At 45.9% G+C, this 22,756-nt stretch carries 23 protein-coding genes and 1 riboswitch; of the genes, 19 read left to right on the top strand and 4 right to left on the bottom strand.

Features of this window, described 5'->3' with window-relative positions; translation table 11 throughout:
• The first annotated feature begins 139 nt into the window (after positions 1–139).
• The 3 genes from GC098_RS28810 (at position 140) to GC098_RS28800 (ending at position 2,943) form a co-directional block, all read left to right on the top strand.
• Entirely contained in the window at positions 140–1,330 is a 1,191-nt protein-coding gene (locus GC098_RS28810; protein WP_171646695.1) for a GNAT family N-acetyltransferase, read from the top strand.
• A 151-nt stretch (positions 1,331–1,481) separates the two neighbouring features.
• On the top strand, positions 1,482–2,690 hold the full coding sequence (locus GC098_RS28805) for a DHH family phosphoesterase (RefSeq protein ID WP_171646692.1): 1,209 nt from the start codon (positions 1,482–1,484) through the stop codon (positions 2,688–2,690).
• 82 nt (positions 2,691–2,772) lie between these two features.
• On the top strand, positions 2,773–2,943 hold the full coding sequence (locus GC098_RS28800) for a hypothetical protein (protein WP_164826793.1): 171 nt from the start codon (positions 2,773–2,775) through the stop codon (positions 2,941–2,943).
• Between the two features lie 142 nt (positions 2,944–3,085).
• Here GC098_RS28800 and GC098_RS40980 read toward each other — a convergent pair whose 3' ends face one another.
• Positions 3,086–3,877, bottom strand: a complete 792-nt coding sequence (locus GC098_RS40980) for a stalk domain-containing protein (RefSeq protein ID WP_281367144.1) — start codon at positions 3,875–3,877, stop codon at positions 3,086–3,088.
• Between the two features lie 4 nt (positions 3,878–3,881).
• Positions 3,882–4,033, bottom strand: a riboswitch (cyclic di-AMP (ydaO/yuaA leader).
• A gap of 162 nt (positions 4,034–4,195) precedes the next feature.
• Between GC098_RS40980 and GC098_RS28790 the strand changes: the two genes are divergently transcribed.
• From GC098_RS28790 to lepB, 6 genes are all read left to right on the top strand, one after another.
• Positions 4,196–4,486: a hypothetical protein gene (locus GC098_RS28790; protein ID WP_171646690.1), complete on the top strand. Its 291-nt coding sequence runs from the start codon at positions 4,196–4,198 to the stop codon at positions 4,484–4,486.
• Between the two features lie 27 nt (positions 4,487–4,513).
• Positions 4,514–5,140, top strand: coding sequence for a PspA/IM30 family protein (locus GC098_RS28785; protein ID WP_171646688.1), 627 nt, complete (start codon positions 4,514–4,516; stop codon positions 5,138–5,140).
• Positions 5,141–5,312: 172 nt separating this feature from the next.
• A complete protein-coding gene (gene liaF / locus GC098_RS28780) occupies positions 5,313–5,975 on the top strand; it encodes a cell wall-active antibiotics response protein LiaF (RefSeq protein ID WP_060647631.1) in 663 nt (220 codons plus the stop codon).
• Positions 5,976–6,024: 49 nt separating this feature from the next.
• Complete coding sequence (locus GC098_RS28775) at positions 6,025–7,089, top strand: sensor histidine kinase (RefSeq protein WP_171646736.1); 1,065 nt, start codon at positions 6,025–6,027, stop codon at positions 7,087–7,089.
• A 54-nt stretch (positions 7,090–7,143) separates the two neighbouring features.
• Entirely contained in the window at positions 7,144–7,791 is a 648-nt protein-coding gene (locus GC098_RS28770) for a response regulator (protein ID WP_047679491.1), read from the top strand.
• A gap of 26 nt (positions 7,792–7,817) precedes the next feature.
• Positions 7,818–8,366, top strand: coding sequence for a signal peptidase I (gene lepB, locus GC098_RS28765; RefSeq protein ID WP_171646686.1), 549 nt, complete (start codon positions 7,818–7,820; stop codon positions 8,364–8,366).
• A gap of 124 nt (positions 8,367–8,490) precedes the next feature.
• Here lepB and GC098_RS28760 read toward each other — a convergent pair whose 3' ends face one another.
• Complete coding sequence (locus GC098_RS28760; protein ID WP_171646684.1) at positions 8,491–9,186, bottom strand: hypothetical protein; 696 nt, start codon at positions 9,184–9,186, stop codon at positions 8,491–8,493.
• A gap of 192 nt (positions 9,187–9,378) precedes the next feature.
• Between GC098_RS28760 and GC098_RS28755 the strand changes: the two genes are divergently transcribed.
• A complete protein-coding gene (locus tag GC098_RS28755) occupies positions 9,379–9,825 on the top strand; it encodes a GNAT family N-acetyltransferase (protein WP_171646683.1) in 447 nt (148 codons plus the stop codon).
• A gap of 42 nt (positions 9,826–9,867) precedes the next feature.
• Here the strand turns inward: GC098_RS28755 and GC098_RS28750 are convergent, their stop codons facing one another.
• Positions 9,868–10,245 carry a hypothetical protein gene (locus GC098_RS28750; protein WP_171646681.1) on the bottom strand — a complete coding sequence of 126 codons (378 nt, stop codon included), beginning with the start codon at positions 10,243–10,245 and terminating at the stop codon, positions 9,868–9,870.
• Between the two features lie 191 nt (positions 10,246–10,436).
• On the opposite strand from GC098_RS28750, the gene zwf reads away from it, so the two are divergent.
• From zwf to GC098_RS28725, 5 genes are all read left to right on the top strand, one after another.
• Complete coding sequence (zwf, locus tag GC098_RS28745; protein ID WP_171646679.1) at positions 10,437–11,972, top strand: glucose-6-phosphate dehydrogenase; 1,536 nt, start codon at positions 10,437–10,439, stop codon at positions 11,970–11,972.
• Positions 11,973–12,166: 194 nt separating this feature from the next.
• A complete protein-coding gene (locus tag GC098_RS28740; RefSeq protein WP_171646677.1) occupies positions 12,167–13,237 on the top strand; it encodes a metallophosphoesterase family protein in 1,071 nt (356 codons plus the stop codon).
• 43 nt (positions 13,238–13,280) lie between these two features.
• Positions 13,281–14,864, top strand: a complete 1,584-nt coding sequence (locus GC098_RS28735; protein WP_171646675.1) for a peptide chain release factor 3 — start codon at positions 13,281–13,283, stop codon at positions 14,862–14,864.
• Positions 14,865–15,015: 151 nt separating this feature from the next.
• Positions 15,016–16,179, top strand: coding sequence for a glycosyltransferase family 4 protein (locus tag GC098_RS40355; protein ID WP_171646673.1), 1,164 nt, complete (start codon positions 15,016–15,018; stop codon positions 16,177–16,179).
• Positions 16,145–16,933, top strand: coding sequence for a YheC/YheD family protein (locus GC098_RS28725; RefSeq protein WP_171646671.1), 789 nt, complete (start codon positions 16,145–16,147; stop codon positions 16,931–16,933). The genes GC098_RS40355 and GC098_RS28725 overlap by 35 nt, the downstream gene beginning before the upstream one ends.
• On the opposite strand, the gene GC098_RS28720 is transcribed toward GC098_RS28725, so the two are convergent.
• Positions 16,928–18,292 carry a putative bifunctional diguanylate cyclase/phosphodiesterase gene (locus tag GC098_RS28720; RefSeq protein ID WP_171646670.1) on the bottom strand — a complete coding sequence of 455 codons (1,365 nt, stop codon included), beginning with the start codon at positions 18,290–18,292 and terminating at the stop codon, positions 16,928–16,930. The two genes, GC098_RS28725 and GC098_RS28720, sit on opposite strands and share 6 nt — an antisense overlap.
• Before the next feature lie 263 nt (positions 18,293–18,555).
• On the opposite strand from GC098_RS28720, the gene GC098_RS28715 reads away from it, so the two are divergent.
• From GC098_RS28715 to GC098_RS28700, 4 genes are all read left to right on the top strand, one after another.
• Positions 18,556–19,590, top strand: a complete 1,035-nt coding sequence (locus GC098_RS28715) for a LacI family DNA-binding transcriptional regulator (protein ID WP_171646668.1) — start codon at positions 18,556–18,558, stop codon at positions 19,588–19,590.
• Positions 19,591–19,671: 81 nt separating this feature from the next.
• Complete coding sequence (locus GC098_RS28710; RefSeq protein WP_171646666.1) at positions 19,672–20,832, top strand: Gfo/Idh/MocA family protein; 1,161 nt, start codon at positions 19,672–19,674, stop codon at positions 20,830–20,832.
• Positions 20,833–20,863: 31 nt separating this feature from the next.
• Complete coding sequence (locus tag GC098_RS28705; protein ID WP_171646664.1) at positions 20,864–21,493, top strand: ThuA domain-containing protein; 630 nt, start codon at positions 20,864–20,866, stop codon at positions 21,491–21,493.
• A 20-nt stretch (positions 21,494–21,513) separates the two neighbouring features.
• A complete protein-coding gene (locus tag GC098_RS28700; RefSeq protein ID WP_171646662.1) occupies positions 21,514–22,608 on the top strand; it encodes a Gfo/Idh/MocA family protein in 1,095 nt (364 codons plus the stop codon).
• Positions 22,609–22,756: the final 148 nt, after the last annotated feature.

Raw genomic sequence — 22,756 nt, 5'->3', positions numbered from 1 at the left:
TACACCTTTAATCCGAATAATTATGACACGATTGCCATTACGTTAGAGCCCGATGCCCATGGTGTCATGCCCAGAGGAAAGCCAGTTCTAGCAGCCGCTTTGGTGAAAAGCTGATCAATTCTAAATGAGGTGATTTGAGATGAATGATATTCGCACATTACGGCAAGAGGAGCTTCTTGAGAGCTTTTCTCTATCTGAATTTGCTTTTCAATATGAGCTTACCGCAGAGGAAAAGGCAGAGCGCATAGGCTCTACAGATCCTAATCAAGTGTGGGGCTATTTTGTTGACGGCACTATGGCTGCAAAGCTCACCTTACTTAACTTCCGAACTTGGTTAAACGGGAAAAGCTTCGCGATGGGCGGTATTGCAGGCGTTGCAACATGGCCTGAGTACCGCCGCAATGGAATGGTTGGACAGCTTCTGGTTCAAGCGCTTAAAGCGATGAGAGAGCAGGGTCAGACAATTTCCTTTCTAGCGCCGTTTAAGTTTGAATTTTATCGTAAATATGGCTGGGAAACATACGTGGATTATTTGAAATACGAAATTCCTGTAGATAAGCTTCCCAAGTTTCATGCCGCAGAGGGTAGTTCGATCAAACGTGTAGCCAAAAGCGGAGAGATTCTGAATCCAATCTATGCTAAGTTTGCAAAAGCATACAATGGCATGATGGAGCGGGATGCGGACTGGTGGAATAATCGCTATTTGAAATTTAAAAAGGGTACAGCTGCTGTCTACACGAACGCTCAAGGAGAACAGCGGGGCTATGTATTCTATCAGGTAAAGGACACGGTGGCAACTATCCATGAGTTGGTTTTCCTTGACGAGGAAGCCAGACGTGGCTTATGGAAATTCATTGCTGATCATGATTCGATGATAACTAAGGTGGAAGTGAATGCACCAGTAGATGACCAACTTCCGTTTCTAGTGCACGATCCAAAGTTCAAACAAGAGAAGGTTACTTATTTCTCGGCGAGAATTGTAGATGTAGAAGCTTTTCTGACGCAGTATGTGTATGAAGCTCGCGATGGGGCGGAATCCATATATCTACATATTTCAGACAAGCATGCGGATTGGAACCAAGGTGTCTATCGGTTACAGTTTACCGACAATGGGAAAGCGGCCATCGTAGCGAAGTTAGCTGAAGCTGAAATACCTGCAGAGGAACATCTACTTAGCTGTAACATACAGACGTTGACGGCTTTGTTCATGGGTTATCAGAAAGCAGGATTCATGGCCCGAATCGAGCGTCTTCAAGGGACTGATAAACTTATTAGCCGGTTGGAAGAGGCCATTCCGCGGCGGACAACCTATTTGGCAGATTTCTTTTAATAGATAAAAAAAAGACGGTACCTTTGGTAAAACCATAGGGCCGTTTTTAGTTATGAGACCATTTCGGCGAAGTTTCTCTGTCCATTAACACCGAATAAAGTGACTTGAGCAAGGGTACCTTAATGGAAATCATTAACAGGAGGGTGTGCCCTTGTATCATTTGTATACTCATAATGATCTGGATGGCGTAGGTTGCGGTATAATAGCTCGATTAGCATTTGGTGAAAAAGTAGAAATTCGATATAACTCTGTCGGAGGGTTGAATCTACAAGTAAAACGCTTTTTAGAAAAATCAAGAAAAAAGAGCCATTTGTTTATCACCGACTTATCCGTGGATGAAACGAATGAACAAGGACTTAACGAGTTTGCGAAATCGGGTGGAAAAGTAAAACTGATTGATCATCATAAAACCTCGCTTCATTTAAACAAATATCCGTGGGGAATGGTTCAGATCGCGTATGAAAATGGAAAACTCGCTTCTGCAACTTCTCTATTTTATGAGTATCTGATCCAGAACGGATTGTTGAAGCCAATGAAGGGATTAGATGAATTCGTCGAATTGGTCCGTTCGTATGATACATGGGAATGGGAACAGAATGAATACATCAAGGCTAAGCGATTAAACGATCTTTTTTATTTAATTTCTGTCGAAGAATTTGAGGAAAAAATGGTGGCTCGCATTCAGCAAAGCGAGAACTTTGCATTCGATCCCTTTGAAGAAAAAATTTTGGATATGGAAGAAGAAAAAATCGAACGCTATGTGCGCAGAAAAAAGCGGGAAATCATCCACTCCCGTATAGATGATCATCATGTAGGTATCGTTCATGCGGAATCCTATCATTCTGAACTTGGAAACGATCTAGGAAAAGAAAATCCTCATCTGGATTACATTGCAATCATGAATATGGGCGGTAAAAAGATAAGCTTTCGAACGATTCACGATCACATCGACGTCTCGGAAATTGCGGGTCTTTATGGAGGGGGAGGCCATGCTAAAGCTTCCGGTTGCTCTATGACAGAAGAAGCCTATCAATGGTATGTAGCGAAGCCATTTCCGATGGAGCCCATTCGCGCTGATGCGAATAAAAACACATTTAACACGAAAAATTCTGTTTATGGATCACTTTATGAGAATAGAAATGAACAACAAGTTTTTATTTTTCCTTCAGGAGGCAGGTGGGAAGTCGATGTGGATGGGGTCGAATCCAACCAACATTTTTCTACTTTTGAAGAGGCGGAACGTTATGTCAAAAGGGATTATGCAGCTTGGTTAGTTCGGGACGAAACGTATGTTGCATTTCTAATGGAGCATATGTCGGCAAGAAAAACTAAAACCCTGGAGGGTAGTTCAGTCATATAAGTAGCAACGCCATTTCCAGGTAACTGGGATAAAATGCAAGCCACCTTCTCATACTAACAATGAGACAATGGAGGTGAACGCTATGCCCAAAAATGACGCCGATCCTAAGCATGACCGCGAAGATAACAAAGCAGATAAGAAAAACAATCAGCAGAATAACGCTAATTTCATGGAAGAAGCTCAAACGCTATCGAGCAACGAGGCACCTGATTACGTCCCAAGTTTAAATGGTATCCCCAAAAATCAAGTTTAAGTAACTGCAGGCTGCTCTTCTCGTCACTATAGATGGGAGAGCAGCTTTTCTGGTTTTTTTCTGGTTGTTCCACCCTAAATAAAAAAAGCTGAGTTCTTGAGAAGTAAATCTCAGAAACCAAGCTTTTTTTGTGTTAGCCATTTTAATTCGATAGTTTGTACACTTTAATGGTTTGGATACCAAACTTCTGCAAGGATTTCTTGGATCCTGGGATAAAGATATCAAGACGTTTGCCTTTGATTGCACCGCCTGTGTCCGTTGCGTAAGCATACATGCCGCCTGCAGGTAGGCCATTGAAATTATAACCTTCTATATAGAGCTTAGATCCTAGAGGGATCACTGTGGGATCTACAGCAACGGTTCCAATACCTAGTGGATTACCCATATAATCAAAAGCTCCGTAGCCGCCATTCTCAGATGGATCTGCTGAATAGGCAGTGGATTGAAACAATTCATAATCTGGCGCATGCTGGTTGCCATCTTTACTTAGAATAGCTAATTTGCTGCTAGCGTCCCACTGAACGGGAATATCGGATGCCTTGCTTAGAAAACGAAGAGGCACGTATACGCGTCCATTTTGGAATTCCGCTTGTGTGTCCATCTCGACACGGTTGCTATCGATTTCAGCTTCTTTTTGCCCCGATACTAAGGTAATCGAATGTTGATTGTTATTTAGCATGACTTTGATCTCATCGCCTTCTTTTTGCCACTTCACGTCATAACCAAGCTTCTCCGTTACGAAACGAATCGGTACTTGGGTAGCATGATTGTCATCCAGAAAAGGCTGAGCATCCGGAAATTGAACCAGTTTATCATTGACTTGCACTTTCACATCCATCTCAGCAGCATTCGCCGTAAATGGGGAAAGAAAGCCTCCTGCCAACACTGTTAAAGACACAGCAAGGCTAGTTAACCCTTTAGTAATTGTATGCAATTGGTAATCCTCCTTCATGAGCCTTCGAGGTTAGTTGACGGGTTCGGGAAGAAGGTTCTCCCTAGTCTGCTCCGATGAAGAGCAAATATTCACCCCATGTAAATCGTCCCCCGTACCGGTACTTTGTCTGTGCACCGGACTCGGCTTCAAATAGTTTAGCATTCGAGGCTCGGTGGGACAACGGCCAAAATATGGATGGAGGTCGTAGTGGGTACTGGACTTTGGTCTAGGTACAAAAACAGTCGCGAGTCCGTTTTGACATATCTCCATTTCCGTTACGATAGAAGCATGAAGAATACGTGAAGGGCGGTAAGCAATATGAGTATGGATCGATCGAAAGGGATGGCATTGGTTTTGATCACGGCAGGTTTACTTATTTGTCTGCATCAGTTGGGTGGTCATGTTCATTTAATGGGGTTGTTATTCCCGGCTGCTATGCTTGGGTTAGGTTATGTAGGCATTAAGAATGGAAAGAAAATTGGATGGTTTATCGCCGGTTTGGGCGGCTTGATATTGACCATTAAACTATCTGGTTTCATAGCGATTGCGTTCGCAGCATGTTTAGTGATGTATGGTATTCATTTATTGAAGAAAAGAAATGAATTTTAAATCATAAGAATTTGGGGGTGTGACAACATGAGTATATTGGATCGCATTGGCAAGATGGCAGAAGCTGCATGGCAAGAAACGACCGGCAAACATGATCACCATGAACGGGGGAACGGCGTGATTGAGAAGCTGGAACAGCGCTATCAGGAGGCACTGCAGCGAACTATTGAGCTGCGAAGCCATAGTGTGAACGCGGAGGAGATGGCGCAGCTGCGCGGCGAACAAGCTGAGCTAGCGATGCGCGCCGGCGATGAAGAGCTCGCGCGGCTAGCGCTGCAAGAGAAGCAGCGCGAGGAAGCCGCTTGCGAGCACTACCGCGCGCAGTACGCGAGCAGCCAGGACGTGTGCCTGGCGCTCGCGGATGAACTGCGCGGGCTGCGTGCAGGGCACGCAGCCGAGGGCGTGCAGCCGCCGAGCAGCGGGCTGCACGAGAAAGAGGCTCGCGACACTTGGCGCGAGCTGGAAGTGACCGGCCGCGAGCTCGGCCGGGAAGCGCTGCAGGGGCTGCGCGAAGCGGGCCGCCTGTCGCAAGAGACGCTGAAGGAAGCCGGCGGCAACCTTCAACAGGAACTGCGCGCGCTGCGCGGCAAGTTCCAGCAGGAGTGGCAGCAGCATCGCTCCAGCGATGACACCGACCCGCGCGGCAAGAAATAGCCGCGTGTTATCCCCCCAGCGCCTAATAAGTAGGCGCAGATGGGCCCTTGACCTCCATGATTCATGCGGAAGCCTTGCCGCGCAAGGATTTGCATCTTGGAGGTCGTCCATTCTTATGGTATGCTAAGAATCTATATGAACTAATTAAAAGTCAGCCAGAGGAGGTGCAGCGATGGGAGAAGAAACTAAAAGCAACCGTAACCGCAATACAGCACTAGTGCTGATTGGAGCCGGTCTTTTTTTGCTTCTAGATCATACGATAGGCTTTTTTCCCATTCTTGCCATTATCCTCATCTTGCTAGGCATTCATCGGGTCCGTTCACGCAAAGAACGCAAAGGTTATGTACTGATCGGCATAGGGGCAGTGATTTTATTCGGTGATCACATTACTATTGTGTTCTCTATTGTTTTAATTTCGCTAGGTTTGTTTTTCATACGATCTAAGCAAGTACACAAAGACGACACGTATATGCAAAAGCAGAAATTGGTGGATAGCGTCCGTTTAGGCCGTGAGCCTTGGATTTTACGCAACAGTTCAACTTGGTACATTATTGGAGAAACCTACATTGATCTTTCACTTGCGATTTTGGAGCAAAAGGAAACCACGGTCATCCTGCAAGGCGTTGTAGGAGATGTAGATATAAAAGTGCCGGAGGATATCGGTGTCGCTGTGACGGCTTCCATCTCGTTTGGGCAGATTCAAGTTGCGAATGAGCGTGAGTCAGGGGTTATGAACAAGCTGATTTGGCAGTCCCCTAACTATGAACTTTGCGATCACCGCGTGAAACTTGTGCTTTCTTACATCGTAGGAGATATCAAGATCAAAGTATTGTGAGAATGTGTGCTTGGGCACGCGTAAAGATCTCGAGGAGGTTCATCACCAATTGGACGGCTATAAACGACGATTAACGAATATGATATGGCGCAGCATGAGTGAATCGATCATCTTTAGTTTCGTTGTGTTTGGCGCGATCATTTATTTTTTGAATTCACGCAATCTGATTGTGCCATTTACGAGCTGGCAAGAGGGCGTTAAATTTACATTTATGGCGATTTTGGTTATAGGCGGCATTGGCGCTGTGTATGGCTTCTGGAATAGCAACCGAATTACTCGGAGGCTTGAGCCGATGATGGAAACGATGATTTTGCTCGAAAAAGGGACGTTTGCCCGCGGCGGCTTCCAACACGGTGAAGATGAAATCGGACGCCTGGGTGATCAGTTAGGCCGTATTATGAAGCGGTGGGAAGAGCAGGTTACTTCCCTACAGCGCTTATCGAATGATAATGCGGAGCTTGCGGAGAAAGCAAAGCTATCTGCCGTGATTGAAGAAAGACAGCGATTGGCGCGGGAGCTTCATGATGCGGTGAGCCAGCAACTATTCGCGATATCAATGACGGCAACCGCAGTAGGGCGGACCTTGGATAAAGACTTCGAGAAGGCAAAAAGGCAAATTCATCTTATCGAGGAGATGGCTTCTGTCGCCCAATCGGAAATGAGAGCCTTGCTTCTGCATTTAAGACCTATCCATCTGGAAGGGAAACGACTGTCCGAAGGACTTGTCGAGCTTCTGAAGGAGCTTGCGGCTAAAGTGCCCATGGCGATTACTTGGGATATGGACGAGGATATCCGCTTGAATAAGGGGATTGAGGACCATTTGTTCCGTATTGTACAAGAAGCGCTTTCCAATGCTCTACGTCATTCTAAGGCAAACAAGCTGGAAGTGAAGCTGCTGCATCGTCCTGACGGTGTTCGTCTTGCGATACGCGATGACGGGGTCGGTTTTGAATTAGATGCTAAGAAGCTTACATCGTATGGTATAGTGTCCATGAAGGAGCGGGTTAATGAAATCGGCGGCTCTGTGGATATCATTACGGCGCCTGATCGAGGTACGCGTATTGAGATTCGTGTGCCTATACTCGCTACTACGGAATATGTTGTGGAAAATTAACCTTTAACAATAGATAGCAGGGCAAAAATAGTTTTCTAACGAGAGGAGTAGCAAATGGACGATGCGTTGATTAAGGTTTTGCTTGTCGATGACCACGAAATGGTCAGAATCGGACTCGCAGCCGTACTAGGGACAGAGGATGGTATTGAAGTGGTCGGGGAAGCCAGCAATGGTCATGATGGCATTCGGCTTGCCCAGGAATATCGACCGGATGTCGTACTCATGGATTTGGTCATGGAAGGCATGGACGGTATCGAAACGACAAGGAAGCTGCTGCAACTTTACCCGGATTGCAAAGTCATTGTGTTGACGAGCTTCTTAGATGATGAGAAAATGTATCCAGTGATTGAAGCTGGGGCTTTCAGCTATTTGCTCAAAACGTCCCGCGCCTCCGAGATCGCTCAAGCGATAAGAGCGGCGGCTAAAGGGCAGTCCATTCTGGAGTCTCAGGTCGCCTCCAAGATTATGAATCGCTTTCGTCAGCCTAAGCCGGCTGCAGAGCCGCATGAAGAGTTAACCGATCGTGAAATGGAAGTGCTACGCTTGATTGCTAAAGGTAAATCCAATCAAGAGCTAGCGGATGATTTGTTTATCGGTGTGAAGACGGTAAAGTTTCACGTCACCAATGTTCTGGCCAAGCTTGGTGTGGAAGATCGAACACAAGCCGCCATATATGCTTTTAAACATGGTCTGGCTGAATAGCATTTAGTCACAAGGGAGCGATACGAATGAATCTATTAAAGCAAATTTGGAGTTGGTTTGGCTCCATTGCCATTTCGTTTATTTTAGTCGTATTTCTTGGTGTTTTCGTGTTCCAATCAACGAAAGTTATGGGACATTCCATGGATCCGACGCTGCATGACAGTCAACGCGTGTATGTATCAAAGCTTTCTCATACGTTTAATTATGAACCGAAATATGAGGATATTGTCATTATCGACTCCAGAGTCGACCTTAAGAGAACATTCAAGAATGACCTGTTAGACAGCCCTCTGCTCAGTTTATTTACGAGTGGCGATGATAAACATGTCTGGATCAAACGGGTAATTGGTAAGCCGGGAGATCAATTGGAGCTCAAGGACGACAAGATGTACCGTAACGGCGTGCTTCTTGACGAGCCTTACATTAACGAAGCAATGAGAGCCAACGGAAACAAGAAATGGACGGTGCCTGCCGATCATATTTTCGTGATGGGAGATAACCGGAATAATAGTATGGATAGCAGAGTGATCGGATACATCCCTCTTGATCATGTATTAGGTAAGAAACTATTCTAAAGAAAGCGACCCTCTGGGTGAGCATGCAGGTGCATGAGCTCATTCGAGGGTCGTTTTTTTGTTTAATGTGGAGAAACAGGAGTAGGCAGGCTGAGAAGTCGATTATACAATTTTGAATTATCAATCACATCTGAACATCAAGCAGCAGTCCACTCATCGGAACAGGGAGATATGCTTGGAGCTGGGATCGATATTGGCCGTAAGGCTTAAGCTGTGAACGAGACATTTGGAACAGCGACTCCGAAGGCAATTGCTGCAATTGTCCTATTGAATTCGAGAGTGTGGCGGCGAAGTTTGTAATGCTGCCAAGACTTTTTATCGTAGAGCTAAAATGGTTCTTAATCTGATCTTGAAGTTCGTCTTCTTGGAGTTCCAAGCTTCCGTTATCCAGCTTTGTAATCCCAATCTCTTTCAGAGAATAGGGCTTAGCGGCTTGCTCTAGTCCGATGAGAAGTGAGCGATTCAAATACTCAGGAGAATCCCGCAAACTGTCTTGAAATTCATTATATGTATGTACGAATTGACGTATAGGTTCAATGATGGATTCGTTATCGGCTTCTGACGAAAGAGGTGTTGCCTTGTAGGCAATTGCAGGAAGTCGAGATTCTACCAAGGATTGTGCCGATTGTTTAACGTTCTGTGCAGATTGAACAAATTCGGCTACGCCTTTCGCGGCAGACTGAGCGTGTTGTTTGTAGGCTAATTCTTCAAAAGGCATGTCAAGAGGACGTCGAATGGTATTTGATTTACCGCCAGCAATACCGCTTACCGCGCTTACCCGGTAGTAGTCTTTATGGGTTTGATAGCTGTTCAAAGCCATGATTGGGGGATACGCATAAATCATGGGAGATCACCTCATTTTCGCTTAATTATAGTATAGCATTCGTAGGGACTGGGGTAAATTGGTACTTGCTTTGTTAAAACAGTAAAAAAAGCTACCTAATCTAGCTGAGTCATTTGCTGCCTTGCCAACATAAGATAGCATTATTGCTTCTTGTGGAGGCGGTGCCAAGTGATACGCAAACGATTGGCTTCCATTGACGATCGAGCTATTCATCGATTAGTCGTTGAACAGTTAGTACCCTTTTCTAGATTGTATGACACAGGTAGTTCTGTAACATTTTCAGAAATACGGAAGAGACTGAATCAGAATAAAACGTTTGTTACTGCCAAAGGGCTTAAACAGCCGTTCGGATTCATCACGATGATTCGCAAATCGCGTGTGCTGTTCATTGATATGTTAGCCATCGATTCTCGTGAGCAAGGGAGAGGTTGGGGGCATGAACTTATGAAGGTCGCCGAAGAGTACGGGAAAAGTGAGCGCTGTTTGACGGCTGAACTTTTTGTTGATGAAAGTAACCCTAAAGCGATTCGATTTTACTTAGGCAAAGGTTATGAAATCCATTCGTTTATTCCTGAGCTTAGCTGCTATAAAATGAGTAAGAAATTGAGAAGATAAGACAAAGGGCTGCAGATGATGGTTTCATCTACAGCCCCTTCATCATTCACTGAACATTGCTGCAATGTTTTCCAGTTGAATATCGATCGCGCCTTGATAGCCAGGGGCCATGCCACCGAAACTCATGAAAGGAAGGCCAAAGGAAGACTGCCCCTCATCTACTGTGCCCGAGAATGAGGTTTGATCTAGTGGCTTTGCTTGCTTCGTCTTCGTTTTAACTTTTGATTTGGAAATGGTTTTTTTGGTTTTCTTCGTAGCTGAATTTAGCTTCGTAGTGACATCATCGTTCAGGAACAGCTTGTTTTTTTCAATACGACTTAATATGCCATAGATTTGGGAGCCATCGTTTAAAAAAATAAGAACGGGCTTTCCGTATAGGCTTCGACAGGTTTTATCAGTAATTGGGTAAATAGGCTGCATCGTATCTTAGCACCTCCGTGTTATTGTGTACTTTCAGCCTATTCATAGCCGGGCGGTTCGGTATAGACGAATGTCTATTTTCTCATAAGAAAAAGTTATGGCAGAAAGTTCTCAGAAAAGTTGAATAGCTTGACTATTTTAGGTATGCTAAGCATATTAACTAATCCTAATAGAGAAAGAATGATGCATAGATGAGTGGAGCTGTGTTTTATATTTTCGGAGCAACGGGCGATTTGGCGAAAAGAAAGCTGTTTCCTGCTTTTTATAGCCTATATCGTGAAGGAAAGTTAGGGGAAAATTTTGCGGTAGTTGGTTTGGCTAGAAGACCTCGCACGAATGAACAGTTTCGTGATGATGTAAAGCATTCGATTGAGGATTTTGCCCGTTATAAAGTGACGGATGAGGCGGAATGGGATCGATTCTCACAGCGTTTTGAATACATGTCACTGGATATCAATAATGTCGCTGGTTTCCATGAACTTAATGTACTGACAGCCAGACTGGATGAGAAATATCAAACCGGTGGAAACCGCTTGTTCTACTTGGCTCTGGCTCCTGAGCTTTTCGGTAACGTATCGTACAACTTAAGTGAAGGCGGATTGCTCAAAACCAAAGGCTGGCACCGTCTTGTTATTGAGAAGCCGTTCGGTTACGACCTGCCTTCAGCTGAGCGCTTGAATGGACAACTACGCCAAGTATTTGAAGAGCAAGATATTTACCGGATTGATCACTACTTAGGTAAAGAAATGGTGCAAAATATTGAGTTTGTTCGTTTCGCGAATGCCTTCTTTGAACCACTTTGGAATAACAAATACATAGCTAACATTCAAATTACGTTAAGTGAAACTGTCGGCGTTGAAGAACGCGGCGGTTATTATGATCACTCTGGCGCCCTGCGCGACATGGGTCAGAATCATATGCTGCAAATGTTGATGATGATGGCAATGGAACCGCCAAGCCGTCTGCATCCGGAAGATATCCGTGATGAGAAGGTGAAGGTCCTGCGTTCCCTCCGCTTATTCGAATCCGGTGACGATGTTCGTGCGAATGTGGTTCGTGGTCAATATGCGAGTGGCTCGTCCAAAGGCAAAGCATTGCCTGCTTACCGCGAAGAAGATTCGGTGAATCCGCAATCAACAACAGAGACTTATTTCGCAGCCAGAGTTCACGTGGATAATTTCCGCTGGGCAGGTGTACCTTTCTACATTCGTACGGGTAAAAGGCTGCCAGTCAAAACGACGGAGGTCGTTGTTGAATTCAAGAATATTCCGAATAATGTGTATTTGGCCAAAAAGCATGAATTGGAGCCAAATTTACTTGTATTCCGTGTGAACCCGATGGAAGGCATCTATCTGAAAATGAATGCGAAGCAGCCGGGCTCAGAAGGTGTCATCGTGCCAGTAGCGATGGACTTCTGCCAAAGCTGCCAGATCGGTATCAATACGCCGGAAGCTTACGAACGCTTGCTGTATGATGCAACGCGTGGAGATTCCACGTACTTTACCCGTTGGGATGAAGTGGCGCTTGCTTGGTCCTATGTGGATCGTATTGCAGCAGCATGGAGTGAGAAGACGGAGGATCTGAAACACTATCCAGCCGGATCTTGGGGGCCTGAAGAGGCAACGAAGCTCCTAAGCGATGACGGCTTCAAGTGGTGGCCGATTAACGGTCAAAATGAAGGTGAAGTTGATTGGGAAGCCGTTCAAAAAACAACGGTTTTAACATAATTGATAAGTATAAGCTAAGGGAATAATCTGTTCGCATCAACCTTGACAAACGCGCTCGTTATGGACGGCGTAAGCCGTTTATCCTTGAGGTAACAAGCTTAACATCCAACTGGCGACTCTGCCTGTTGGATTTTTTTTGTGGTATAATAAATATTACGGAGTAAATCTTATTATTCATTACATGAGGTGCATATATGTCACGAAGAGCTTTTATCAGATGGCTGCTGGCAATAGGGGCTGCGCTCGTTGGATTAAGTGCGATTTTCAGTCAAATGGTTAAGAAAAAGTTTATTCCAGATGCTCAGCCTGCCCTATCATCTGTGAAACCAGAGCCTGCTCAATCCGTGGCACAATCTTCGGCAGAACCCTTGCCCACAGGTCCCCTCATGTCCTATTTTATATTAAGCGACCTTCATATCAGTATAGGTGATGCACTTACGGGTAAGAAATTAAGGCAAGCGCTTGATGATATTACACATTTCGACGGTCCTGTTGATGCTATTATGCTAACAGGCGATCTGACGGACACAGGAACGGAACGAGATTATAAGGAGCTGCGTACCATTGTAAGTGAATATAAACTACCACCTGTTCATGCAAACATGGGAAATCACGATTATTACTCGATTTGGATTAATAAAGCGAATATCTGGGATCAAGCAGCCGTTCCCAACGGCAAAAGTGACGCGATGAGCCGAGAGTTGTTCAAGAAGTTTTTTGGTTACAAAACACTTTACAATGATTTTACGACCAAGGGTCACTCCATCTTGCTGCTTTCACAAGAAGCTTATGTGCAAGAGAAGCCGGAGGTCGGTGAGGGAGCTTGGTATTCCGATGAGCAGCTGGAATGGTTCAAAGAACGGGTGAAAAGCCTCTATCAACCAGGAAGACCACTGTTTGTGATGACGCATCAACCGCTGCCGCCCAGTGGCACAGATGGGGGATCACATCAATTAATACGCGCAATCAAGTTCCGCGAGACGTTAAAGCCTTATAAGAATGTGTTCGTATTCTGCGGACATCGCCATCAAGATTTCCAGAATGGGACACCGCATTATGTGCAAGAGTCTTTCCACTATTTCCACAATGCTTCGGTTGGAAGAACGCTTAACCGCGCTTACCAGCAAGAAGCCAAGAATAAAGTACAGGGCATATATGTGCAAGTATTTGCGGATAAGGTCGTCGTGCGCGGTCGAGAGTTTAGCAATCGAACTTTCCTAGATGAAGCGAATTGGAGTGTTGATTTGCAGAAAGCTCAAGCCTGATTCATAGTAAGCTTATATGTAAAACAAGAAGGGAATATAACAGATGACAACGCAACTCACTAAACAACTCGCAACGGAAGTCGCTAAGCGACGTACGTTCGCGATTATTTCTCACCCGGATGCGGGTAAAACAACATTAACCGAGAAACTGCTGTTATTCGGAGGCGCGATTCGCCTAGCCGGAACGGTCAAAGGGCGTAAGGCAAGCAAGCACGCGACATCCGACTGGATGGAAATTGAGAAGCAGCGTGGAATATCGGTAACGTCCAGCGTTATGCAGTTCGACTATCAAGGGCATCGCGTGAACATTCTGGATACACCTGGTCACCAAGACTTCAGTGAGGATACGTACCGAACACTTACCGCTGCGGATAGCGCGGTGATGCTGATCGACGTAGCCAAAGGGGTCGAGATGCAGACGAAGAAGCTATTCCAGGTGTGTAGAATGCGCGGAATCCCGATCTTCACGTTTATTAACAAAATGGACCGCGAGGGCCGCGACCCGTTTGAACTCTTAGAGGAATTAGAAGAAGTACTCGGCATTCGTTCGTATCCAATGAACTGGCCGATTGGCTCGGGTAAGCAGTTCTGTGGGGTTTACGATCGCGGGAAATCGCAACTGGAGCTGTACCAAGGTGAAGATCACAAAGAGATTCAAGTGCGCAAGGTGGATGGTGTTGATGATCCATTAGTGAAACAAATTGCAGGTGAATTCTTGCACAAACAATTAAGCCAGGATATCGAGCTGCTCGATGTAGCCGGTGATCCGTTTGATATGGAGAAAGTACTGCAAGGCGAGCTTACACCTGTTTTCTTCGGCAGTGCCGTGAACAACTTCGGTGTGCAGACGTTTCTAGAGAACTTCCTACAGCTTGCGCCACCGCCTGAGCCGCGCAACAGCACAGCAGGCATCATAGAGCCTACAAAAGAGAAATTCTCAGGTTACGTATTTAAGATTCAAGCGAACATGAATCCAGCTCACCGCGACCGTGTGGCTTTCCTGCGTATCGTATCTGGAAAGTTTGAACGTGGAATGTCCGTGAAACATGTTCGACTAGGCAAAGATATTAAGTTAGCTCAGCCGCAGCAATTTTTGGCGCAAGACCGTGACATCGTTGAAGAGGCATTTCCAGGCGATATCATTGGCTTGTTTGATCCCGGTATTTTCCGTATCGGCGATTCCCTAAGTGAAGGGGAAGAGGTCGTTTTTGATGAGCTGCCTACTTTCTCTCCGGAGCTGTTCAGCAAAGTTTCGATCAAGAATGCTTTGAAGCAAAAGCAGTTCCTCAAAGGAATTGATCAATTGACCGAAGAAGGTATGATTCAAGTATTCACTACCATTGGTTTCGAGGATATGATTCTTGGCGTGGTCGGTCAACTGCAATTCGAAGTGCTTGAACATCGGATGAAATCCGAGTATGGCGTAGATATTTTATTACAGCGCCAGAACTATCAGTTCGCGCGCTGGATTGTAGACGAGAAGTTGGATCCAAGTAAATTCCGCATTAACTCACAGCTGGTAAAAGATAAAAAAGGGAATTATGTAGGCTTGTTCGAGAGCGAGTATGCGCTGCGGTCTTCGATCGAGAAAAACCCGAATGCTAAATTTTTAACAAGCGCTCCATAAGTGTTGTAATCGAAGAAGAGGCTGGCTCCGGATCTTAATCTGGGAACAGCCTCTTCTTTCAATTTTGTCGCCAATGGACGGTTTTCTTCATACAATAGGTACGGGTTAATAAGTAGTCATTAAGCTAGCCCTAAGGAAGTGAATTAGAGACGTGCACCTCTTAATCATTGCTCCTGAACAGATTCCAGTACCGCCAATTCTAGGTGGTTCCGTCGAAATATCCATTCATTCTATTGCACGCGAGCTTGCCAAAAAGCATCAAGTTACCGTTATTTCGAGGCATCATCCCAGGTACAGCAGCATTTCACGACGAGGTCAACTTACGATCATAAGAGTACCTACGGGCAGCTCTCGTACGTACTTGAAGGAAGTGCTTAAGGCAACCAAAGGAAAGAGATTTGACTGGATTCAAGTCGATAATAGACCCCATTATGCTGCCGTCATCAAACGCCATTTTCCGAAAACACCAGTATCTCTTTTCTTACATTCCTTAACGTTTGTGAAGCCTCCCTATGCATCCATTCGCAGATGTTCCGAGCAATTGAACAAAGTAGACTGGATTGTAGCTAACAGCAGTTCACTCGCACAGGAGCTCTCAAGACTGTATCCGAAACAGCGAAATCAGCTTCACAAGATTTACCTCGGGACCGATGTGGCTAGATTTAGCCCTATATCGGAGAAAGCGAGGAGACGTTTAAGAAGAAAGTATCGGGTTAGCAGTAAAGGTTTTCAGATCCTTTATGTCGGCCGACTTATCAAGCGCAAAGGCATTCCTCATTTAATTCGTGCTGTTCATCTGGCTAGAAAATCGATCCCTGGGATGAAGCTCTTGATTGCTGGGGGCGAGCAAGGTAAAGGCTTCAAGGCGCTCCTTAAAAGGAAGGCTAATACACTTGGAGTGCCAACGAAATTTCTAGGCAATATTCCGCATCGTAAGATACATGAAATATATGGACTTGCGAATTGCTTCGTATGTCCTTCACAAAAGCATGAGGCATTTGGACTAGTGAATGTGGAAGCGATGGCTTCTGGACTTCCGGTTATCGCATCAAATATTGGGGGAATTAAAGAGGTCATTCAGCATGAACATAACGGGGTTCTGATCGAAGAATTCCACGATCCTCGCGCATTCGCGCGAAGTATTGTGGCAGTGGCCGAACGGAAAGAATGGGCAGAGGGTTTAGCCAAACAAGCGCGGCAAGATGTCATAAAGCAATTCAGCTGGCAGGCCACAGCCCAATCCTTGGCCGACTTCTATAGACTGAAGCTGGAGGCAAAACATGAAAAAGACTTCAAAGAAACCGGTTCGTCTTAGTAGAGCTAGGTACGTTACTAGCAAAATTGGCAAAACGAAAGCGATTGAATCTAAGCAAGAGCTGCGCAAATATGTTCCGACCACTAAACGGATGATTAAAGAGACACTAAGGGAAATGCTAAACCGATATAAGATGGTGTACATTAAGCCGAATGTAGGCATGTTTGGAAACGGTGTTATCCGAGTAGAACAGGCCGAAGAGGGGGCTGAAAAGCCTTATTCGTATCAGTCAGGTGTTCGATTAAAACAGTTTAATACATTTGATGAGATGTATGCATCCATCAGTAAAGTGACGAAAAAACGGCATTATTTAGTACAAAAAGGGATTCATCTGCTCAAATACAAAGGGAACCGGTTCGATCTTCGTGTCATGGTTCAACAAACGCCTCTTCAGAAATGGGAGACTACGGGTGTTATAGGCAGAGTGGCCCATCCGAAAAAAGTGGTAACTAACTTCCACAATGGGGGAACATTGAAGCCAGTGGAGACGCTGCTCCACAAATATTTGCCTGCAAGTAAGCGGAAGGTTTATGTCAAGAAGCTGCATAGTCTGGGGACACAGGTTGCAAAAGCGATTAACGCGCGCTATAAAGGGGTCAAGGAGATCGGTGTCGATGTTGCCTTGGACGATAAGCTGCATCCATGGATTCTCGAGGTAAATACGAGTCCTGATCCCTATATTTTTCGAAGATTGAGCGATAAACGTATTTTTGCCAAAATGAGACGCTATGCCAAAGCTTACAGCCGGTTATGAAATCATAACCGGCTTGTTGTTATTCCTATGAAAGGTTTGCTCAATTTCGATAGCAGATACAGGAGGACTTAATAAATAGCCTTGAATCGTCGTACAGGTTGTTTCTTTCAATATTTCAAGTTGGCTCCATTCTTCTACGCCTTCTGCAACCACTTGTACCTCAAGTGCATGGCCGAGATGGATAATGGCATTCGTAATGGCCCAATCATCTTTATTGCTATGTATATTTTTCACGAAAGAACGGTCTATTTTCAGACAATGGATAGGGAATTGTTTCAAGTAATTAAGTGATGAGTAGCCAATGCCGAAGTCATCAATCGAGATCGAAATCCCTTTATTACATAGCTTATCCAGCACCGCGACGGTTGTATCCATATTTTGCATAATGGAGCTTTCGGTAATTTCAAATTCCAGAAAGGCAGGGTCGATACCGGTTTGCTCAATAATCTGAATGGCCTTATCGGAAAAGGACTCATCTTGAAATTGACAAGGGGAAATATTAACAGCAATTTGATAGTTTAAAATGCCGGCTTCCAGCCATCTCGCTTTTTGGAGACAGGCCTCGCGGAGCACCCATTCACCAAGTGACAAAATCAAACCACTCTCTTCAGCAAGCGGAATAAACTCGTTAGGAGCTATTAAGCCTAGCTTCGGGTGATTCCAGCGCACCAACGCTTCCAGACAAATAATGTTTCCGGTGGAGAGTTCAAGACGTGGCTGGTAGTATAGGATGAGTTGATTCTCAAGTATAGCTTTCCGCAGCTCAGTTTCCATCTGAATTTGATTGCTGAACCGCTGCACATGTGAGGAATTATAGGTGACAAGCTTGTTCTTACCTGTACGCTTAGCGGCTAGGAGAGCTTGATCAGCTTGATGCAAGGCTTGTTCGATCGTAGCTAGCGATATCTCGACAGCACTTATACCCAAACTGGCAGTAATAAAACATTCTTGATCCATTACAATGAATGATGTAACAAAGACGTGCTGGATACTTTGAATGGTTTGGGAAAGCTGATCATGGGTATTAGCATATATAAGGAGAACAAATTCATCATCTCCTGATTGAACAACTAGGTCACAGCCATGTACGGTCCGCAGACGATTAGCCACTTCTTCCAAAAGGAGATCGCCAGACATGTATCCGAGCGAGAAATTAACTTGGCGAAACCGATCAATATCAAGGATGAGAAGGGAACTTAATAAGGTTGTATGCTTATCATGATGTTGATTTCCAATAGCCTGCTTTAACAAAGATAAAAGCTTCTGTCGATGGTAAATGCGAGTGATTATTTTCTTACTCCTAAGAGTACCTAATTTTTTCGATGCGGCGAAGTGAAAAAGGCGCCAGACTGCTTTCATTGCTATCACTCATTCCCACATCATAGTTGTCCACTGTACCCCCTATCATAAGTCGAAAGGCGAACGGTAGACAAGATTATAATTTAGATATTTTTACAAAAAGTAGCAAATTATTTGTTTAACTTTATGTAAAATTGATGAAAATGTCGAATCCTGCTGATTAAAATATTCAACAATTTTGTATTGACATGAATGGCTTTTGAATGAGAAAATGTACGCGTGTACATTGTTAGTTTAATGGATGAATTATTGGAGGCTTATGCATGGTGACGAGAAAAGAGGTTGCTGAACTAGCAGGGGTTTCAGAGGCGACCGTATCCCGTGTATTCAATGGGCTAGGCCCCATGAAGCCTGCTACGAAAGAGCGCGTACTTGAAGCTGCTAAACAGCTCAACTATCATCCAAATGCTATTGCGCAAAGCTTCGCTCGGAGACGAAGTGGTAATCTTGGCGTTGTGCTGCCCTATATGCCTAAAGTGCATCTCTTCTCAGCCTTTTATTTCGCAGAAATATTAAGCGGCATAGGGGAACAAGTGAGGGAGCAGGGCTACGATATGCTGCTGTCGCTCTTAACACCGGATGAGAGTTTGGATTACACCCGACTTTATCGCTCGCAGAAGGTTGATGCTTGTGTCATCCTGGGTTCAAGGGATACTCCGCAGCAGCGGGAATCGCTTATGCAGCTGCAGGCGCAGGGACTGCCTTTCTGCTTGGTCAATCAAAGCTTCGAGGGGTTATCCTTTCATGAGGTGGATGCGGATCACGTAGAGGGCAGTTATAGGGCTGTTCGGCATCTACAAGAAGAGGGCTATCGGAAGATTGCTTTTCTGAACGGTTCGCCGCAGTATTCGAACTCTGGCGATAGACTGCAGGGCTATATGAAAGCAATGAGTGAAGCAGGTTTAGAAGTTCCGCCTGAGCTGCTGCTTGAAGGAAATTACAGCCGTAAAAGCGGTTATGAAGCGGCATCAGGGCTTTGGGAACATCGGGATCAGGTGGAAGCGGTATTTGCGGCCAATGATCGCATGGCGATCGGTTTGATGCAAGGGCTCCGTGAGCGAGGTTGGATCGCTGGGCGTGATTTCGCTATTATTGGCTGCGATGATTCGGATGCTGCTAAGCTCAGCGATCCACCGCTAAGCAGCATCAATGTGCCTTTCTATGAGATGGGCAAAGAAGCAGCACGCAGTGTGCTGGCAGGTTTGCTGCATGGGGAAGGCACTAAGGATACACGAATCAAGCTACCAACCCGATTGGTTGTGCGACAATCATCGAGAGCAGTCATCATAAATGATTAATAGGTATTTGGATGAAAGAACTCAAATGAATGCTAACGAAGCTAGTTTTGCTAAGGCAAAACTCAAGGGAGGCGCACTTTTATGAAATCTTTCAATATTGGTATGGTTGGCTATAAGTTTATGGGCAAAGCACATAGTCATGCTTATAAGGATTTGCATATGTTTTTCCCGCAGACAGCGGTACCGAAGATGAAGCTCATCTGCGGTCGAGATGAAAGCGGTGTCAGCAGCGCAGCCGAACAATTCGGCTGGGACGGGTATGTCACCGACTGGCGCGACCTGGTTACGCATCTCGATGTCGACATCGTCGATATCAATGCGCCCAGTGATGCGCACAAGGAAATCGCGCTTGCTGCGGCGAAGGCAGGCAAGCATTTGTTCTGTGAGAAGCCGCTGGCGCTGACCCTTGCGGATGCAAGGGAAATGCTGGAGGCGGCTGAAAAAGCCGGGGTGAAGCACATGGTAGGCTTCAACTATAGGTTTGCACCTGCGGTGCAGCTCGCGAAGAAGCTAGTCGAGAGCGGCCGCCTCGGAGACATCTATCACTTCCGCGCCTGGTTCCTGCAGGACTGGATCGTAGATCCAATGTTCCCGCTGGTCTGGCGTCTCCAGAAGGAGATTGCCGGCTCTGGGTCGCACGGCGACTTGGGCGCGCATCTGATCGATCTGGCGCACTTCTTAGTCGGTGACATGACGGAGGTTATCGGCATGAGTGAGACGTTCATTAAGGAGCGGCCACTGCCGTCTTCAATGACGGGGCTTAGTGCCAAAGGGAGCAAAGATGCACCTCGCGGACCGGTAACGGTCGATGATGCGACGCTGTTCATGGCACGCTTCGCGAACGGGGCGCTTGGCAGCTTCGAGGCCACTCGTTTTGCACCAGGGCATCGGTGCACGAATTCTTTTGAAATTAATGGTAGTAAGGGCAGTGTGAAGTTTGATTTTGAGCGTTTGAATGAATTACAGGTTTATTTTACAAGTGATGATGAGGATGTACAGGGTTTCAGACGCGTTCTGGCGACAGATTCGTCACATGCTTACATGGATGCTTGGTGGCCTGCTGGACATACGATTGGTTATGAGCACACATTTGTACACGAAGTCGTTGAGCTGATGAACGCAATTTCGGAAGACCGTCAGCCGGTCCCGAATTTCGCAGATGGTGTGAAGTGTCAAGAGGTGCTGGAAGCGGTGGATCAATCCATTGCGCAGCGTCGTTGGGTGAGTATTAGCGAAGTTTAAGGATAGATAAGTATGGAGAGGGGCTTTGGCCGTGAGTAAACAAGCATTGATTGTATGGGGTGGCTGGGACGGTCATCAACCTGAAGAGGTGGCTGGCATTTTCGCAGGGTTACTGCGTGAGGAAGGCTTTGGCGTGGAAGTATCGGATACACTGGACAGCTTCAAAGATGCTGAGCGTTTGGCGGGCGTTGATCTTATCGTTCCAGTATGGACCATGGGTAAAATCGAAAGTGAGCAGTTGAAACCGTTAATCGCAGCGGTAAAAGAAGGCGGAACTGGCATCGCAGGTTGTCATGGCGGCATGGGAGATTCCTTCCGTAATGAAGTGGAATATCAATACATGGTTGGCGGTCAATGGGTAGCGCATCCTGGGAATGACGGCGTGACGTATACGGTTCGAATCAAGGATCGGGGGCATCAATTAACCGAGGGCATGGATGATTTTGTCGTTGTCTCGGAAAAGTATTACATGCATGTGGATCCAGCCATTCACGTACATGCGGTTACAGACTTTGGCGATGTGGAGATGCCGGTTGTTTGGACCAAAACCTATGGAGCGGGCAAGGTGTATTATAACTCGCTTGGTCACCAAGCTAACATCGTTCGTATGCCAGAAACACATGAATTAATGCGCCGCGGCTTGCTGTGGGCAACACGATAACGATTAGGGGGAAGTAAGAGATGAGTAAGAAGAAAGTTGGTATTATCGGTTGCGGGAATATTAGTGCAGCCTATATGAAAAATATTCCTAACTTTGAGCATTTGGAGCTGCTCGCGTGTGCCGATATCGATTTGGATAGAGCAAAGGCTCGTGCGGAGGAATTCAGCATTCCTCATGCGTACACGGTTCAAGAGCTATTGAATGATCCGAATATTGATATTGTGATTAATTTGACGATTCCTGCAGCGCATGCCGAAGTCTGTATTCAAGTGTTGGAAGCGGGTAAACATGTGTATGTGGAGAAGCCGCTAGCTGTAACCCGTGAAGAAGGTTTGCAGATCCTAGAAGTTGCGCGCCGCAAGGGATTACTGGTTGGCAGTGCACCGGATACGTTCCTTGGAGGAGGTATTCAAACGTGTTTGAAGCTGATTAATGACGGCTGGATTGGCACACCGATCGCGGCAACGGCATTCATGATGGGCAAAGGCCATGAACATTGGCATCCGGATCCTGAGTTTTATTATGCAAAGGGCGGCGGTCCTATGTTCGATATGGGTCCATACTACTTAACAGCGCTCGTGGCTTTACTTGGCCCTATTCGCCGAGTAACCGGCTCGGCTGCGGTTAGTTTCCCGGAGCGCACAATTTCTAGTGAGAAGAAACGCGGGCAAAAAATCACAGTAGATACCCCAACGCATATTGCTGGTGTGCTGGATTTCCACAGTGGCGCGATTGCTACGCTTGTAACAAGCTTTGATATTATGGGAGGCACACAGCTGCCGAACATTGAAATCTACGGCAGTCAAGGTTCTTTACGCGTTCCGGACCCGAATACATTCGGAGGTCAGGTGCTTATTCGCAGAGGCGGTTCAGACTGGGAGCCGATTCCTTTGTCACATGGTTACAAAGAAAACCACCGTGGTTTAGGTGTAGCTGCCATGGCTGAAGCCTTGATAAGCGGCCAAAGTGATGCACACCGCGCGAATGGTGAGCTGGCGTACCACGTGCTCGAGGCGATGCATGGCTTCCACGATGCGTCCGACTCAGGAAAGCATTATGTGATGCAAAGCAGCTGTGAGAAACCAGCCCCGCTGTCACCTTACTCTGTGCTATAAAAAGTTTTAGATGCGGGGGCTGTTCCTATGTCATATTTGGAAAATTCAGCTCCTACTTAATAAATTTCGCAGTCTGCTGCTATTCCATTGGAGTTAATCCAGTGGAAATAGGGGTTTAGCGCCCTAAAGGTTAATTTCATTGGAGTTA

Source organism: Paenibacillus phytorum, from assembly GCF_013141715.1.
GTDB lineage: Bacteria > Bacillota > Bacilli > Paenibacillales > NBRC-103111 > Paenibacillus_E > Paenibacillus_E phytorum.
This window is presented reverse-complemented; position numbering and strand designations above follow the sequence as displayed.

Coding starts and splice junctions, on each gene's coding strand:
- GC098_RS28810 (WP_171646695.1), top strand. CDS start 140: ATGAATGATATTCGCACATTACGGCAAGAGGAGCTTCTTGAGAGCTTT.
- GC098_RS28800 (WP_164826793.1), top strand. CDS start 2,773: ATGCCCAAAAATGACGCCGATCCTAAGCATGACCGCGAAGATAACAAA.
- GC098_RS28790 (WP_171646690.1), top strand. CDS start 4,196: ATGAGTATGGATCGATCGAAAGGGATGGCATTGGTTTTGATCACGGCA.
- GC098_RS28785 (WP_171646688.1), top strand. CDS start 4,514: ATGAGTATATTGGATCGCATTGGCAAGATGGCAGAAGCTGCATGGCAA.
- liaF (WP_060647631.1), top strand. CDS start 5,313: ATGGGAGAAGAAACTAAAAGCAACCGTAACCGCAATACAGCACTAGTG.
- GC098_RS28770 (WP_047679491.1), top strand. CDS start 7,144: ATGGACGATGCGTTGATTAAGGTTTTGCTTGTCGATGACCACGAAATG.
- lepB (WP_171646686.1), top strand. CDS start 7,818: ATGAATCTATTAAAGCAAATTTGGAGTTGGTTTGGCTCCATTGCCATT.
- GC098_RS28760 (WP_171646684.1), bottom strand. CDS start 9,186: ATGGCTTTGAACAGCTATCAAACCCATAAAGACTACTACCGGGTAAGC.
- GC098_RS28750 (WP_171646681.1), bottom strand. CDS start 10,245: ATGCAGCCTATTTACCCAATTACTGATAAAACCTGTCGAAGCCTATAC.
- zwf (WP_171646679.1), top strand. CDS start 10,437: ATGAGTGGAGCTGTGTTTTATATTTTCGGAGCAACGGGCGATTTGGCG.
- GC098_RS28740 (WP_171646677.1), top strand. CDS start 12,167: ATGTCACGAAGAGCTTTTATCAGATGGCTGCTGGCAATAGGGGCTGCG.
- GC098_RS28735 (WP_171646675.1), top strand. CDS start 13,281: ATGACAACGCAACTCACTAAACAACTCGCAACGGAAGTCGCTAAGCGA.
- GC098_RS28725 (WP_171646671.1), top strand. CDS start 16,145: ATGAAAAAGACTTCAAAGAAACCGGTTCGTCTTAGTAGAGCTAGGTAC.
- GC098_RS28720 (WP_171646670.1), bottom strand. CDS start 18,292: ATGAAAGCAGTCTGGCGCCTTTTTCACTTCGCCGCATCGAAAAAATTA.
- GC098_RS28715 (WP_171646668.1), top strand. CDS start 18,556: ATGGTGACGAGAAAAGAGGTTGCTGAACTAGCAGGGGTTTCAGAGGCG.
- GC098_RS28710 (WP_171646666.1), top strand. CDS start 19,672: ATGAAATCTTTCAATATTGGTATGGTTGGCTATAAGTTTATGGGCAAA.
- GC098_RS28700 (WP_171646662.1), top strand. CDS start 21,514: ATGAGTAAGAAGAAAGTTGGTATTATCGGTTGCGGGAATATTAGTGCA.